The sequence below is a fragment of the Nonomuraea glycinis genome (assembly GCF_035920485.1).
GTDB lineage: Bacteria > Actinomycetota > Actinomycetes > Streptosporangiales > Streptosporangiaceae > Nonomuraea > Nonomuraea glycinis.
The window spans coordinates 2,725,300-2,739,772 of the sequence record NZ_CP109166.1 but is presented as its reverse complement, the minus strand read 5'-3'; the positions used below and the strand labels follow the sequence as shown (position 1 = coordinate 2,739,772).

The window sequence follows — 14,473 nt, the reverse complement described above, 5'->3', positions numbered from 1 at the left end:
CATAGAGGAGATGCCTGAATGAGAGTCACGGGCTGGAGCGGCGGCCTGGCCGCCATGGGACTGCTGCTGGCCGGATGCGCGGGCGGGCCGGGCGGCGGCGGCGGGAAGATCAGTGATGACAAGGTGGTGCTGGCCGTACTGAACGACCAGTCGGGCATCTACTCCGCGACCTCCGGCAAGGACACGATCGAGGCCGTCCGGATGGCGGTGGCGGACTACCAGGCGAAGTACGGCGACAAGGCGGCGGCCAAGAAGATCGAGGTGATGGCCGCCGACCACCAGAACAAGCCGGAGATCGCCAACTCCAAGGCGCAGGAGCTCTACGACCGGCAGCAGGCCGACGTGATCTTAGACGTGCCGACCTCCTCGGCCGCGCTCGCCGTCGCCACCGTCGCCAAGAACAAGAAGAAGGTCTTCATCGACGTCGGCGCCGCCAGCACCGAGCTGGAAGGCAAGTCGTGCAACAAGTACACCTTCCACTACAGCTACAACAGCTACATGCTGGCCCACGGCACCGGCACCGAGGTCACCAAGGAAGGCGCGAAGAACTGGTACATCGTCTACCCCGACTACGCCTTCGGGCAGGACATGCAGAAGACCTTCGGCGCGGCGATCAAGGCGGCCGGCGGCACCGTGCTCCAGGCGGACCCGACGCCGTTCCCCAACGACAACTTCTCCACCTTCCTGCTCAAGGCGTCGAACCTGGACCCCAAGCCTCAGGTGCTCGGCACCATGCAGGCCGGCGGTGACCTGGTCAACCTGGTGAAGCAGTACAACGAGTACAAGCTGCGTGACAAGGGCGTGGGTCTCGCGATCGGGCTGCTGGTCCTCAGCGACATCCACTCCCTCGGCCCGGACGCCTTGGCGGGCACCCGCTACACCGACTCGTGGTACTGGAACACCGACGCCACCAGCCGTGCCTGGGCCGACAAGTTCCAGGCCAAGATCGGCAAGCGTCCCACGGCCAACCACGCCGCCAACTACTCGGCCGCCCTGCAGTACCTGGAGGCCGTGCAGCGCGGCGGCACCGACGCCGCCGACGAGGTGGTCAAGCAGCTTGAGGGCCACAAGGTGGAGGACATGTTCTCCCGCAACGGCACCATCCGCGCCCAGGACCATCTGCTGCTGCACGACGCCTACCTGGCGGAGGTGAAGCCGTCCGCCGAGGTCAAGGAGCCGTGGGACTACGTGAAGATCCTCAAGACCATCCCGGCGGCCGAAGCGTTCCAGCCGCAGCCCGACCCGGCCTGCAAGCTGTAGGCGGCCGGCGTGCTCCAGCAGGCGTTCAACGGGTTGGTGGGCGGGGCGTTCTACGCCCTGCTCGCCCTCGGCCTCGCCGTCATCTTCGGCATGCTCGGCGTGGTCAACCTGGCCCATGGCGCGTTCTACATGCTCGGCGCCTTCGGCGCGTTCGTCGCGCTGGACTCCTTCGGGCTGAGCTTCTGGGCGGCCCTGGTGCTGGTCCCGCCGCTGCTGGGGCTGGCCGGGGTGGTTCTGGAACGGCTGTTCATCCGGCGGCTGACACCGCTGGACCCGCTCTACGGCTTTCTGTTCACCTTCGGGCTGGCGCTCATCCTGCAGGACCTGGTGAAGCGGGAGTACGGGGTGAGTTCCCAGCCCTACCCGAGGCCGGCGGAGCTGAGCGGCACGATCGACCTGGGGCTGTTCACCTACCCCGCCTACCAGGTGTTCGTGCTGGCGGTGTCGGTGCTGGTGTGCGTCGTGGTGTGGGTGGTGCTCACCCGTACCCGGGTCGGGATGATCGTACGGGCCGCGACCGAGCGGCCCGAGCTGACCCGGGCGCTCGGCATCGACGTCGGCCGGTGGGTGACCCCCGTGTTCGGCTTCGGGGTGGCGCTGGCCGCGTTCGCCGGGGTGCTGGCCGCGCCGATGCGGGCCGTCAACCCGCTGATGGGCGCCGATCTCATCATCACCGTCTTCGCGGTGGTGGTGATCGGCGGGCTGGGCTCGGTGTTCGGCTCGGTCGCGGCGGGTTTCGCCGTCGGGCTGGTGTCGGCCCTGGGGAACCTGTACGTGCCCGCGCTCTCCCAGACGATGGTGTTCATCCTCATGGCCGCCGTGCTGCTGTGGCGCCCGGCCGGGCTGTTCGGACAGCAGGAGGCGTTCCGGTGATCCTGTCCAGGCTGGCCCGCGCGGGCCGAGGCGGGCCGTTGCTCCTGGCCCTCGGGCTGTTCGCCGCCCTCGTCCTGCCCTGGATGATCTATCCGCCGGTGGCGCTGGACATCGCCTGCTGGGCGCTGTTCGCCGCGGCGGTGGACCTGCTGCTCGGCTTCACCGGGCTGCTGTCGTTCGGGCACGCCGCGTTCTGGGGCGGGTCGGCCTACTGCACCGGGCTGATCGCGCTGCACACCGGGCTGCCGTTCCCGGTCGCGATCGTGGGTGGCGCGGTGTTCGCGGCCCTGCTGGCCCTCCCGATCGGCTTTCTGTCGGTACGGCTCAGCGGCATCTACTTCGCCATGGTCACCCTGGCCTTCGCCCAGATGACGTACTTCGTCGCCAACCAGTGGCGGGACGTCACCGGCGGGGAGAACGGCCTGCAGGGCATCCCCCGGGAGCTGTTCGGGCTCGACCTGTCCGACTCGTTCTACTTCTACTACGCGGGGCTGCCGTTCGTGCTGGTCGGCCTGTTCGTCGCCTGGCGTATCGTCCGCTCGCCGTTCGGCCGGGTGCTGGTGTCGATCCGCGCCAACCCGGACCGGGCGCGCGCCCTCGGCTACCCCGTCGACCGCTACCGGCTGCTGGCCTTCGTCCTGTCCGCCGCGCTCTCCGGGATGGCCGGGGGAGTCTTCGCCATGGGCCACGGCTTCGCCTCCCTGGAGGGCGTGTACTGGACCACCTCCGGGCAGGCCGTGATGATGGTCATCCTCGGCGGGATCGGCACGTTGTGGGGCGGCGCCATCGGCGCGGCCCTGGTCGTCCAGCTGCAGGACTTCCTGGCCACCGCCGGGTTCGCGGAGACCGGGATCATCACCGGCTCGATCTTCATCGTGGTCGTGCTGCTGTTCCGCCGGGGCATCTGGGGGACCGCCCGCCACCTGCTGGCCTCCCGGCGCAAAGCCGCCACGCCGGGCGAGGTGGCCGCCGAGCCCAGGAAGTCCGTCGACACTCCAGCCTGATCCCGCCTGATAATTCGCGACCACAGGTCTTGACTCTTGCTCACTGTGGGAGCGCGAATGTTACAACGATGGACAAACACGCGGCCGTCGACGGCGTCGGCATCATCGGACGAGGCCGCGTTGACGGGAGCAAGGGTTGTGAACAGGCGCAGTTTCCTGCAGCTTCTCGTGGACGAGGCACCGCTGCCCCACTACGACGAGGTCCTGCACGCCGCGGTGGCCACCGCCGCCTCACCCGCCGAGGTGGCGGACCTGCACGCCGAACACACGCTGGCCCTCCAACTGCGCGACACACTGGAGAAACGGCGCAGCCGCCAGGAGCAGCAGCGTGCGCTGGTCGAGTGCGCCAAGGAGCTGGCGGAGGACCGCAGCGACCCGGACGCGATCCTGAGCCTGATCGTGAGCCAGGCGCAGCGGCTGCTCGGCTGCGACATGTCCTACCTGAGCCTGAACGACAACGCGGGCCGGGCGACCTGCATGCAGGTGATGGTCGGCGCGACCTCCTCGGCCTGGAAGGACGTCCGGATCCCGTTCGGCGTCGGGGTCGGCGGCCGGGTCGCCGCCACGGGCACGCCGTTCTCCACGCATGACTACTTCAGCGACGAACGGCTGACGCACGATCCGGTCGTCGACGCCTCGGTCAGGGCGGAGCGGCAGGTGTCGATCGTGGCCGTGCCGTTGCGCAACAGCGCCGTCATCGGGGTGCTGTTCGCCGCCAACCGCACGCCGGGCTGGTTCTCCCACGACGCCATCGCCCTGCTGGGGTCCTTCGCCGCCCTCGCCGCGACGGTCATCGCGCAGGCGCGGTCGAGGCACGACCAGGCCCAGACCGTGACGGCCCTGCGGCAGGCGAACGAGGCGCTCCGGCAACGTGCGCTCGACCAGGAAAGGGCGGTCGCGGCGCACGACCAGAGCATGGCCATCGTGCTCCGGGGCGGCGGCGTACAGGAGGTCGTGACCGCGGTGGGTGATCAGCTCGGCGGGGTGCTGGCCATCTTCGACGAGTTCGAAACGCCCGTCGCCTGGACCCCCGGGGCCTCCGAGGAGATCCTGAAGGCGATGTCCGGCGCGCGCGACGGGACCTACCGGGTCACCGATCTCGTGGCCGGCACCGAGAATCTCGGCACCCTGGTCTGGGCCCCACCGGCCGCGCCGGCCCAGGTCGGCGACCTGGAGCGGCGGCTGCTCACCCGGGCGGCCGTCGTCGCCTCGCTGCTCCAGCTGTTCAGCCGCAACCTCGCCGCCGCGGAGGCCAGGGTGCGCGGCGAACTGCTCGACGACCTCCTCACGCCGACCCCTCGTACGTACACCTCGCTGGCCGAGCGCGCCCATCGGATCGGCTACCAGCCCCAGAAGCGGCACGCCGTCGTCGTCGCGCACATCCGGGCGGAGAACCGGCAGAGCCTCGCCTCGGTCGCGTCCGACCTCGCGGCCGCCCGCGACGGCCTGAGCACGGTGCGGGACGGCCAGGCGATCCTGGTCATCCCCTCCGACGACCCGTCGCTGACGGGCCGGCGGATAGCGCGCTCGATGACCATGCGGCTGGGGTCGCCGGTCACGGTCGGCGCGGCGGGACCGGTCGACGATCCGGCCGACCTGCCCGCCGCCTACGCCGAGGCGCTGGCGTGCGCCCAGGCCCTGCTCCGGCTGGAACGGGTGGGAGTGGCCGCCACGGCCGCCGACCTCGGGTACGCCGGGCTGCTGCTGGGTGACGGCGCGTCCGCGGTCCGGTACGTGGCGCGGACGCTGGGTCCGGTCATCCGGCACGACGAACGGCGCTCGACCGCGCTGATGGAGACGCTGGAGGCGTACTTCGCCACCGGGCAGAGCCTCGTGGCCAGCGCCAAGCGGCTGCACATCCACCCGAACACCGTCACCCAGCGCCTCGACCGGGTCAGACGCCTGCTCGGGGTGGACTGGAACAGCCCGGACCACATGCTGGAGGTGCAGCTGGCGCTGCGGCTGCATCGCCTCGGCCGCGAGCTCGACGACTGACGCGCCAGGTCACGGCGCCCGCCGTAACGGTGGCCAGTGCCGTGGCCCAGGAGCGTGGAGCGCTACATCCTCTGACGACCGCCGCGCGATTCGTACCGGAGCCGGTCGGGCTATCGGGCGTCGGTGGCGGCCCAGTCCAGCAGGGCCTGGGCGGTGTCGAAGCGGCGGCCGGAGTCGGTCTCGCCGAGCAGCACGCCGATCAGCCGGTGACCGTCGTGCTCGGCCGCGAAGGCGAGGGTGTAGCCCGCGGCCCGGGTGTACCCGGTCTTCACCCCGAGCACGCCCGGGTGGCCGAGCAGCCGGTTGGTGTTCTTCCAGCTGTACGAGCCGTGCTCGGACGTGGCGCCGACCGAGTGGTACCGGGTCGAGGCGACCTTCCTGAGGGTGTCGTCGTCCAGCAGCGCCTTGGCGAGCATCGCCTGGTCCCGGGCGGTGGAGTAGCCGCCGCCCCGGTAGGGCATGCCGTCGGCGTTGACGTACTTGGTGTCGTTCATGCCGAGCCGGCGGGCGGTGTCGTTCATCTCGCCGACGAACGCCGGCACGCCCGGCCCGTACGCGCGGGCGAGCGCGTGCGCGGCGTCGGCACCGGAGGGGAGCATCAGCGCGTACAGCAGGTCCTCGACGGTGAGGACGTCGCCGGCGCGCAGGTAGGCCACCGACGCCCCACCCTGGGCGGCGTACCGGACGTCCGCAGCGGTGACCTTGACCTTGTCCGTCGGCTTGGCCTGCTTGAGCACGGTGTAGGCGGTCATCGCCTTGGTGATGCTGGCGACCGGCCGGCGCAGATCGGCCTGCTTGCTGAAGCGCACCTCGCCGCTCTCCGCGTCCATCAGGTAGGCGGCGCTGCCGAGCACGGCGGGCGCGTCGGTGACGGGGGCATGGGGCTGGGTGGCGGTGGTGGCCGGCGCGGCGGCCTGCGCGGCACCGGCGCCCGCGGTCAGGGCGCCGGTGGCGACGGCGAGGCCGAGCAGGGCATGACTGAGCCGGTCGGTGAGACGCATGGTTGCTCCTAGCTTCCATACCGCCTACCGGGTTAGCTGACGGGTTCGGGCGTGGAAGTGCCCTACGGCGCGGGTACGGCGCCGATTAGCCCCGGAAAGAGTGGGTCCCCGGCTCCGCCTGACGGCGGATTAGGCGGCCGCGCCGAGGCGCGGTCCGGGCAATGAACAGCAACGGCTCTATAGGCGAAACCGCTACTCGAAGCACAAAACTTATCAAACCGGTATAAATCGGTCAAGAAATGGTGTCAGACCGCACTGAAGCAGTGGCTGCAGGTCGGGCTGAGAGTCGCGATCGCCGTACGCGGCTACCGGCCCGCCCTCGGACGCGCGGCGGAGCACTGATCGGGGTGCCGGGCGAAGTCGATCACCTGGTCCAGTTGGGCGAGAGCCTGCCCCAGCTCGGCCATCTTCGCCGCGATGCGGTCGCGCTCGACGGACAGGATGTCGAGGGCCTCGGGCGTCGTGGTGCCCGCGTCGACGAAGGGCAGCATCCGCAGGATGGTCCGGCTGGGCAACCCCGCGGCGTAGAACTGCTGGATGAGGCGGACCCGCTGGACCGCGGACTCGGGGTAGCTGCGCTGCCCGTTCGCCGTGCGCTCGGGGCTGAGCAGCCCTTGCTCCTCGTAGTAGCGCAACGCTCGCGTGCTCACTCCGGCGCGGCTCGCCACATCCCCGATGCGCACGATGATCCCCTCGACTTGCCCTTGACGTCAACGTCAACTATTAGCGTAGCCGCGTCGAGCCCACCAGCTACGCATGAGAAGGAAACGCCCCACATGGACATCACCGACCAGATCGCCCTCGTCACCGGCGCCAATCGCGGCATCGGCCGCCAGTTCGTCGCCGAACTCCTTGAGCGCGGCGCCCGCAAGGTCTACGCGACCGCCCGCCGCCCCGACCTGCTCGAAGCATCCGGGCTCGCCGGGGCCTCCAGGGCCTCCGGGGCCTCCGGGGTCGAGGTGCTGACCTTGGACATCACCGACCACGACTCGATCCGCGCGGCGGCCGCCGCGGCGTCGGACGTCACGCTGCTCGTCAACAACGCGGGCATCTCCACGAGCACACCGCTGCTCACGGGCGACCGCGCGGAGATCCGCCGCGAGATGGACACGCACTTCTGGGGCACGCTCGACATGATCCGCGCGTTCGCACCGGTGCTCGCCGCCAACGGAGGCGGCGGCATCGTGAACGTGCTCTCCGCCCTGTCGTGGTTCGTATCTCCCGGCAACGGCGCCTACGCGGCGGCGAAAGCGGCCGCCTGGAACATGACCAACGGTGTACGGCTGGAGCTCGCCGAGCAGGGCACCCTGGTCCAGGCCGTGCACCTCGCCGCGGCGGACACCGACATGACGGCCGGATACGACGTACCCAAGATCGATCCCCTTGACGTGGCCCGCGCGTCTCTCGACGGCCTCGTCGCCGGGGCCATCGAGGTCCTCGCCGACGAGCCGAGCGCGTTCGTCAAGGCCTCGCTCGCCGGTGATCCCACCGCGTTCTACGCCATGGTCCTCGCCGGCTGAGCCGGCAGTGGTCAGGACGCCGTGACCGTGCCGAGGCGGGCGAACGGTGACCGGCCGGCGACCGTGCTTCCGACTGGCGTCAGATCAGCCGGGGCAGGCCGTAGCGCAGGGCCTTCAGCAGGAGGGTCCGGGTGAGCCAGCCGAGCGCGGCGGTGAACAGCGGCGCCCAGAACAATGGGTTGAGCGAGGTGAGGACCACGAACACGAGCGGCACCCACGGCGCGTGCACCCCGGCGTAGACCCAGGTGGTCTTGCGCAGCCTGATCACCCGGGCGATGTCGGGCAACGCGAAGAACAGCAGGGTGGCGAGACAGGCCGTCACGCCGTACGTGAGGCCCTGGGCGATGGCGAATCCGCCGACGAACACCGTGGCCACCCACCACGCGATCTTCCGTAACCACGGACTGCGATCCTCAGGCTCCTGGGCCGATTCATCGTAAGGAAGTTCGAGCGTCACGCGCCCAGCCTAGCCATCCGGAGCCACGGCGAGTCCCTACACGCATGACACGGTGGCCCGCGTACCTCCTACCCTCGTAGGAAGAGTCCTGGATGCCAGAGGGCGAGAGTCATCCTGAGGGAGGACCCCGTCGCGACCTGGCGACGACGTGCGGCCCCTCGCCGGGGCGGCAGATTGAGGCAGGTGAGCATCCCGCGAACCACGAACTCGATTCCCGACAGGACCACGCCGTCGCCGGCCCGCCGCCGTACGGTGGTGCCGGTCCTGGTCGTCGCCGCCTGGTCGGTGACCTATCTGATCCTCGGCCTGCTCTGGGCCTTCGGCGGCCCCGGATACCCGTTCGACGCCGGCCGCGCGGGCATGGGCAACACCATCTTGGACCCGCTGCCCGCGGCGGCCGGCGGCGCCGTACTGGCGGTGCTGGCGCTGGTGAGCGGTGCCGTCGCGGTGCTCGCCGCCAGGGGATCGCTCAACCGGCCGGCCGCCGTCGTGGCGATCGTGGTCGGCTTCGGCCTGGCGGTGGTCCTGCCGGACGTGCGGATCCTGATGACCGCCGGATACCTGCCGGTCATGTTCGTCGGCGCGCTCGCCGGTCAGGTGGAGTTCGCGATGATCGCGACCATGCTGACCTGGCCGAGCGTCAATCTGCTGATCCTGATGGCGGCCGGCCTCAGCCTGCTGGTGCTGGGCACGCGTGAGGTGCTGGGAGGTGCGGGGAGGCCGATCGGCTTCGCCGGCGCACTCCGGGCCGGTCGCTACGCGGTCGCCCTCGCGGTCGCCGTCCCCGTGGTCTACGCCGTCACTCGTTTCGGCTGGCTCCTGGGCGTTCCCGTCGGCATCAGCGACGAGTTCCTGGCCTACATCGCCGAGATCACCCCCATCGGTGCCGGGCTCAGCGCTCTCGGTCTCCTCGGCGCGATCCTGGCCGTCGGCATGGTCCGGCCGTGGGGCGAGATCTGGCCGCGCTGGGTGCCGTTGCTGCGTGGTCGGCCGATTCCCGAGCGTTTCCCGGCGTACGCGGCGCTGGCCGTCTCGCTCCCCATCACGTCCGCCGGGTTGATGTACGTTCGCAAGAAGCTCAGCGGTGAGCAGATGGGCCCGCCCGGAGCCAACGCCGAGCTCGGCGCCTGGCTGCCGGAGATGCTCTGGCCGCTGTGGGGCGCGGCCCTGGCCGTGGCCGGCCTCGCATACCTCGCCCGTCGCCGTACGGGCCGCTACCTCGACCACGGACGTTCACGACGATGACGATGACGAAGGCGACGCGGCCCTGCGTGGACTCGCTTCTCGGCCGGCACCGGGTGAGCGGTGACGCCGCGCTGGCGGTCCTGCTCGCTCTGCCGCTCGGTCTGATCTCGCTCAGCCTGCTCAGGGCGTCGGACAGCCCGCTGTCCATCCGTCTGGTCACGGGTTTCGGCCTGCTGATCCTGCACGGTTCTGTGGTGCTGCGTCGTCTGCGCCCTCGGGCGGCCTACAGCATCGCCGCCGCTGCGATGGTGCTTCTCGTGCTGCTGCCGCCGCTGCATGACCCGTCCAGCGGGGCCAACTACCCGCCGGTCCTGCTGCCGAGCACCCTGGTCTTCGGGCTGCTGCTCTACACGGTGGCGGGCCGGCTCGACCTCCTGTCCAGCCTGGCCTGCTTGGCTGTCGCCTTGATGGGCGTGGGCCTGGTGGTAGCGCGCCTGTGGGACCCGGTTTCGTGGGGAGGTTCGTCGGGCAGCTATGAGCTGCCCGTGTGGCGGATCGGGCTGTCGGCCGGCCTCGCCGCGGCGGCGGTGTGCTTGTGGTCGCTGGGCCGCCTCAGCGGGATGCGTGCGTTGTTCCTGGCCGAGCTCGCGGCCAAGGCGGAACGCGCCGAGGCCGACCGCGCACGCGAACGGGCGGAGGCGGCCCGCGCCGAGGCCGACCGCGCACGCGAACGGGCGGAGGCGGCCCGCGCGGAGCGCGACCGGATCAGCCGGGAGATGCACGACGTGGTCTCGCACTCGCTGGCCGTCATGGTCAGCCAGGCGGAGGGCGGCCGGTTGTCCGATCCCGACTCGCCGGGAGCCGCCGTGTTCGGCACGATCGCCGGCGTCGGGCGGGACGCGCTGCGCGACATGCGCGGGCTGCTGGGCGTGCTGCGCGCGGACGGCGAGGTGGAGGGCCCGGCCCCCCAACCGCGCCTCGCCGACCTCCCTGACCTGCTCGAACACGTACGCCGTACGGGAGTTCGGGTCGTGGTGCGGGAGACCGGGGACGCCCGGCCCCTGCGCCCCGCCGTCGACCTGACCGCCTACCGCGTCATCCAGGAAGGGCTGACCAACGTCATCAAACACGCGGGCGTGACGGCCACCGCCGACATGACGATCGCGTGGCGCCCCGACAGACTGGACATCACCATCAAGGACGACGGTGCCGGCCCGCCTCCCGGCGAGGCGGGCGCCGGGCTGACCGGGATGCGTGAACGCCTGAGCATGGTGGGCGGCAGCCTGCACGTCAGCGGCCGGCCCGGGGCGGGGTTCGAGCTGTCGGCCGCCGTGCCCTATGACGCGAGGAGTCTCTCATCATCAGAATCATGATCGTCGACGATCAGGAACTGCTCCGTAACGGCCTGACCATGGTCGTCAGGTCGCAGCCCGACGTGGAGGTGGTAGCCGAAGCCGGTGATGGCCTGGAAGCCCTGGAGGCGCTGCGGTCACGGTCAGTCGACGTGGTGGTGATGGACATCCGCATGCCCCGGATGGACGGTGTCACCGCCACCCGCGAGATCCAGCGGATGGACAACCCGCCGAAAGTGCTGGCGCTGACCACGTTCGACCTCGACGAGCACGCGTTGGCCGCGCTTCGCGCCGGTGCGAGCGGATTCCTGCTGAAGGACGCCCCCGGTGAGGAGATCATCGCCGCCATCCGGCATGTGCACCGAGGCGACTCGATCATCGCGCCCGCCACGACCCGGCGGCTGATCGGGCAGCTCGTCGCCAGAGCCGACACCGACCCGGACGCCGTTCTCGACGCGCTCACCGAGCGCGAGCGAGAAGTCTTCCTCGGCATGGCCCGCGGCGCCTCCAACGCCGAGATCGGGGCCGGCCTCTTCCTGTCGGAGACCACGGTCAAGACGCATGTCGGGCGGATCCTGGCCAAGCTCGGGCTCCGCGATCGGGTCCAGGCGGTCGTGCTGGCCTACGAATCCGGCGTCGTCACGCCGGGCGACCGCGAAGTTCAGTAGCGGCCGAGGGCGCGCCGCCCGGTGGTAGTTGAGGCTGCCCAGCGCGCGCCCAGCCGTACCGGGCCTGAGGTGGGGGTCAGCAGGCCGGCCGGCACGGTGACCCGGCCGGGGTGCTCCTGAGCGCTTGTCCCCCGCGCGAGCTACCTGCGAATGTCCACCGGACGGTGACGACCTCCGGCCGGCCGATCCGTAGCGTTTCCCCACGTAACCGCGGCGCTCGGACCGCGGGACATCGCAAGGGAGCCGTCATGCGACTGTTGCAGCAACCCGTGGCCATAGCGGCGGTCGCTTTCGGAGGCGGTACGGGTGTGAGCGCGGCACAGGGGAACGCGCTGCGCACCCTGATCCTGGGCGGCCGCCGGGTCCACACGACCGCTACGCTCTCCCAGTGATCGATCTCCGCCGGGTCCCGGACCTGTGGCGTCGGTGTGACGTCACAGTCCGGGATTTCCCGCTCGCGCTGCTGTTAACCGTTCTGTCACTCCTGCCGGAGTTCCAAGGCGACGGGACGCAGATCAGCGAACTGCCGAGCCGCCCCTACGGCCTGCTGGCCGTCCTGGTGATCTGCCTGGAGTGCCTCCCGCTCACCGTGCGCCGACGGTGGCCGGCCGCCGCTCTCGTCCTGGTGTCGCTCGGCTTCGCCCTCGACCAGCTCTACGGCTTCTACGCGGTGGGAGGCATCTCGCTGCCCATCGCGCTCATCAGCGCGGGCGCCCATCTGGAACGCCACCGGCGCATCACCGCGATCATCCTGTCCGCCGCCTACGTGCCGCTCATGGTCGCGCTCAATCTGCTCGGCGCGAACGAGAGCCTGCCCGACATCGTGGCGTTCTACGTGGCGCTGGCGCTCTCGTGGGTCATCGGGTCCTGGCTGCGCTCCACCCGGGCCGCCGAGGCCGAACGCCGCATCCATGTCGCCGAGGCCACCCGCACCGCCGAACGCACCCGGATCGCCCGCGAACTCCACGACGTCGTGACCCACCACGTGACGGCGATGGTCGTACAGGCGGAGGCGGCGCGCTACCTGACCGGCGCGCCCGATCGCCTCGACGCGACCCTGAGCGCCGTCACCGACACCGGCCGGCGGGCCATCACCGACCTGCGGCACCTGCTCGACCTGCTCAACCCCGACCACCACGCCGACATCAGGGCGCCGTCGGTCGGCGATCTGCTCACGCTCGTGGAGCAGACGCGCCTGGCCGGGCAGCCGGTGGAGTTCATCCAGGAGGGCGAGCCGGCGGAATCGGCGGGCAGCGCCGAGTTCGTGACCTATAGGGTCGTGCAGGAGTCCCTGACGAACGCCCTCAAATACGCCCACGGCAGCCAGACCGCCGTCCACGTGCGCTATGGGCAGAAGGAGATCAGCGTGCAGGTCAGCACCGACGGTTCCGGCTCGCGGGCCGGCTCTCCTGGCGGGAGCGGGCGCGGCCTCGCCGGGCTCCGCGAGCGGGTGGAGGCCCTGGGCGGTGAGTTCAGGGCCGACCGGCAGGCGGACGGAGGTTTCGCGGTACGGGCGAGCATCCCCGCCGGGAGACCGTCGTGACCGCGCCGGTCCGGGTCCTGATCTGCGACGACCAGGCGTTGATCCGGACCGGATTCTCCACGATCATCGGCGCGCAGCCCGACCTGGAGGTGGTCGGCGAGTGCGGGGACGGGCGCGCCGCGGTCGACCTCGCCCACGAGCTGAAGCCGGACATGGTGGTGATGGACATCCGGATGCCGGTGCTCGACGGCATCGAGGCGACCCGCCTGCTGGCCGGCGCCGGGGTGGCGCATCCCATCAAGGTGCTCGTGGTGACGACGTTCAACCTGGACGAGTACGTGTACGAGGCGCTGCGCGCGGGGGCGAGCGGGTTCCTGCTCAAGGACGCGCCACCGGCGCAGCTGCTGCACGGCATCCGTACCGTCGCGACCGGCGCCGCGCTGCTGGCACCCGAGGTGACGCGGAAGCTCGTCGGCAGGTACGCGGCGCGGATCCGCCCCATGCAGGGCGCGCCGGAGGACGTCACGCTGGCCCCGCGCGAGCTGGAGGTGCTGCGCCTCATCGCCAACGGCCTGTCCAACAGCGAGATCGCCGCGACGTTGGTGATCAGCCAGGAAACCGTCAAGACGTACGTGTCCCGCATCCTCACCAAGCTCGACCTGCGCGACCGCGTACAGGCGGTCGTCTACGCCTACCGCAACGGCCTGGTGACCTGAGACCCGTTGCCGCGCACCGCGTCGAGATGACCGGACTCGGCGCGCAACCGGTGCCGGTAGCGCAGCGGTGACTCGCCGACCTCGCGTTTGAACGCCGTACTGAACGCGCTTTCTGACGCGTAGCCCAGGTCGGCGGCGAGCGAGCCGACGCGGACGTCGCCGTCGCGGAGGGCGCGCTGGGCCAGCAGCATCCGCCAGTGGTTGAGGTAGGTCAGCGGCGGCATGCCCGCCACGGTACGGAAGCGCTCGGCGAACGACGTCCGTGACATCGTCGCGGCCTGCGCCAGCTCGTCCAGCCGCCAGGGCCTGCCCGGCTCGGTGTGCATCAGGGTGAGCGCCGGGCGCAGTCGGTCGTCGGTCAGCGCCCGTAGCCACCCCGAGGGCAGCGGCGTCTGCTCGACATAGGCCCGCAGCACTTCGAGCAGCAGGAGCTGGCCGTACTGCCGGATCGCGAACGCCGAGCCGATCCGGTCCGTGCTCACCTCCTCGAACAGCCGGTGGAGGGTGCCGCGCAGGTTGGCCGCCGTCCTGATGTGGGCCACCGGCGGCAGCGCCTGGAGCAGCAGGGCCCGACCGGCCGGGTTGAGGTCGACATGACCGCCGAGGATGACGTCGTCGGTGTCCCAGTCGATGCCGACGAGGCGGGTGGCGGGGTCGTTCTCCTCGGGCGTGACCTCGCGGGGCGGGCCGTCGCCGGTGCCGCCCCGGAGCTCCAGCCACGACCGGCCGTTCAGGATGGCGACGTCGCCCGCCGCGAGCTCGATCGGACCGTCGATGCCGTCGATGCCGTCGGTGACCAGCCGGGCCCGGCCGCACACCACCGCGATGAACTTCAGCGAGATGTCGACGGCGGCGCGCGACACCCAGGGGCCCCGGATCGCGAATCCGCCGGACAGCAGTCCGCGAACCTCGACGAGATCGAAGACTTCGGACAGTTGATCGCCCACCATGTCCGTACT

Annotated in this window: 15 protein-coding genes and 1 riboswitch; of the genes, 11 read left to right on the top strand and 4 right to left on the bottom strand. The window is 70.8% G+C overall.

Annotation, left to right across the window (positions count from 1 at the left end; all coding sequences use genetic code 11):
- Positions 1-18 precede the first annotated feature (18 nt).
- The 4 genes from OHA68_RS12585 (at position 19) to OHA68_RS12570 (ending at position 5,132) form a co-directional block, all read left to right on the top strand.
- On the top strand, positions 19-1,260 hold the full coding sequence (locus tag OHA68_RS12585; RefSeq protein ID WP_327107801.1) for an ABC transporter substrate-binding protein: 1,242 nt from the start codon (positions 19-21) through the stop codon (positions 1,258-1,260).
- A 9-nt stretch (positions 1,261-1,269) separates the two neighbouring features.
- Entirely contained in the window at positions 1,270-2,133 is an 864-nt protein-coding gene (locus OHA68_RS12580; RefSeq protein ID WP_327107800.1) for a branched-chain amino acid ABC transporter permease, read from the top strand.
- The gene (locus OHA68_RS12575) at positions 2,130-3,137 is read left to right on the top strand and encodes a branched-chain amino acid ABC transporter permease (RefSeq protein ID WP_327107799.1); all 1,008 of its coding nucleotides are present in this window, start codon (positions 2,130-2,132) and stop codon (positions 3,135-3,137) included. Before OHA68_RS12580 ends, OHA68_RS12575 begins: the two co-directional genes overlap by 4 nt.
- 138 nt (positions 3,138-3,275) lie before the next feature.
- Positions 3,276-5,132, top strand: a complete 1,857-nt coding sequence (locus OHA68_RS12570) for a helix-turn-helix domain-containing protein (RefSeq protein ID WP_327107798.1) — start codon at positions 3,276-3,278, stop codon at positions 5,130-5,132.
- A 110-nt stretch (positions 5,133-5,242) separates the two neighbouring features.
- On the opposite strand, the gene OHA68_RS12565 is transcribed toward OHA68_RS12570, so the two are convergent.
- A complete protein-coding gene (locus OHA68_RS12565; protein ID WP_327107797.1) occupies positions 5,243-6,133 on the bottom strand; it encodes a D-alanyl-D-alanine carboxypeptidase family protein in 891 nt (296 codons plus the stop codon).
- 6 nt (positions 6,134-6,139) lie between these two features.
- Positions 6,140-6,279, bottom strand: a riboswitch (cyclic di-AMP (ydaO/yuaA leader).
- A gap of 159 nt (positions 6,280-6,438) precedes the next feature.
- Positions 6,439-6,816: a MerR family transcriptional regulator gene (locus OHA68_RS12560; RefSeq protein ID WP_327107796.1), complete on the bottom strand. Its 378-nt coding sequence runs from the start codon at positions 6,814-6,816 to the stop codon at positions 6,439-6,441.
- Positions 6,817-6,909: 93 nt separating this feature from the next.
- Between OHA68_RS12560 and OHA68_RS12555 the strand changes: the two genes are divergently transcribed.
- The gene (locus OHA68_RS12555) at positions 6,910-7,653 is read left to right on the top strand and encodes an SDR family oxidoreductase (protein WP_327107795.1); all 744 of its coding nucleotides are present in this window, start codon (positions 6,910-6,912) and stop codon (positions 7,651-7,653) included.
- Between the two features lie 79 nt (positions 7,654-7,732).
- On the opposite strand, the gene OHA68_RS12550 is transcribed toward OHA68_RS12555, so the two are convergent.
- The gene (locus OHA68_RS12550; RefSeq protein ID WP_327107794.1) at positions 7,733-8,110 is read right to left on the bottom strand and encodes a hypothetical protein; all 378 of its coding nucleotides are present in this window, start codon (positions 8,108-8,110) and stop codon (positions 7,733-7,735) included.
- Between the two features lie 183 nt (positions 8,111-8,293).
- On the opposite strand from OHA68_RS12550, the gene OHA68_RS12545 reads away from it, so the two are divergent.
- The 6 genes from OHA68_RS12545 (at position 8,294) to OHA68_RS12520 (ending at position 13,514) form a co-directional block, all read left to right on the top strand.
- A complete protein-coding gene (locus tag OHA68_RS12545; protein ID WP_327107793.1) occupies positions 8,294-9,355 on the top strand; it encodes a hypothetical protein in 1,062 nt (353 codons plus the stop codon).
- Positions 9,352-10,668: a sensor histidine kinase gene (locus OHA68_RS12540; RefSeq protein WP_327107792.1), complete on the top strand. Its 1,317-nt coding sequence runs from the start codon at positions 9,352-9,354 to the stop codon at positions 10,666-10,668. The genes OHA68_RS12545 and OHA68_RS12540 overlap by 4 nt, the downstream gene beginning before the upstream one ends.
- The gene (locus OHA68_RS12535) at positions 10,665-11,315 is read left to right on the top strand and encodes a response regulator transcription factor (RefSeq protein WP_327107791.1); all 651 of its coding nucleotides are present in this window, start codon (positions 10,665-10,667) and stop codon (positions 11,313-11,315) included. The genes OHA68_RS12540 and OHA68_RS12535 overlap by 4 nt, the downstream gene beginning before the upstream one ends.
- A 248-nt stretch (positions 11,316-11,563) precedes the next feature.
- Positions 11,564-11,707, top strand: a complete 144-nt coding sequence (locus tag OHA68_RS12530) for a hypothetical protein (RefSeq protein WP_327107790.1) — start codon at positions 11,564-11,566, stop codon at positions 11,705-11,707.
- Positions 11,704-12,858 (top strand): sensor histidine kinase, encoded by a 1,155-nt coding sequence (locus OHA68_RS12525; protein ID WP_327107789.1) that lies wholly within the window; start codon positions 11,704-11,706, stop codon positions 12,856-12,858. Before OHA68_RS12530 ends, OHA68_RS12525 begins: the two co-directional genes overlap by 4 nt.
- The gene (locus OHA68_RS12520) at positions 12,855-13,514 is read left to right on the top strand and encodes a response regulator transcription factor (protein WP_327107788.1); all 660 of its coding nucleotides are present in this window, start codon (positions 12,855-12,857) and stop codon (positions 13,512-13,514) included. The genes OHA68_RS12525 and OHA68_RS12520 overlap by 4 nt, the downstream gene beginning before the upstream one ends.
- Here OHA68_RS12520 and OHA68_RS12515 read toward each other — a convergent pair.
- Entirely contained in the window at positions 13,490-14,464 is a 975-nt protein-coding gene (locus tag OHA68_RS12515; protein WP_327107787.1) for an AraC family transcriptional regulator, read from the bottom strand. The two genes, OHA68_RS12520 and OHA68_RS12515, sit on opposite strands and share 25 nt — an antisense overlap.
- Between the last annotated feature and the right edge of the window lie 9 nt (positions 14,465-14,473).

Coding starts and splice junctions, on each gene's coding strand:
- OHA68_RS12515 (WP_327107787.1), bottom strand. CDS start 14,464: ATGGTGGGCGATCAACTGTCCGAAGTCTTCGATCTCGTCGAGGTTCGC.
- OHA68_RS12565 (WP_327107797.1), bottom strand. CDS start 6,133: ATGCGTCTCACCGACCGGCTCAGTCATGCCCTGCTCGGCCTCGCCGTC.
- OHA68_RS12530 (WP_327107790.1), top strand. CDS start 11,564: ATGCGACTGTTGCAGCAACCCGTGGCCATAGCGGCGGTCGCTTTCGGA.
- OHA68_RS12540 (WP_327107792.1), top strand. CDS start 9,352: ATGACGATGACGAAGGCGACGCGGCCCTGCGTGGACTCGCTTCTCGGC.
- OHA68_RS12535 (WP_327107791.1), top strand. CDS start 10,665: ATGATCGTCGACGATCAGGAACTGCTCCGTAACGGCCTGACCATGGTC.
- OHA68_RS12585 (WP_327107801.1), top strand. CDS start 19: ATGAGAGTCACGGGCTGGAGCGGCGGCCTGGCCGCCATGGGACTGCTG.
- OHA68_RS12555 (WP_327107795.1), top strand. CDS start 6,910: ATGGACATCACCGACCAGATCGCCCTCGTCACCGGCGCCAATCGCGGC.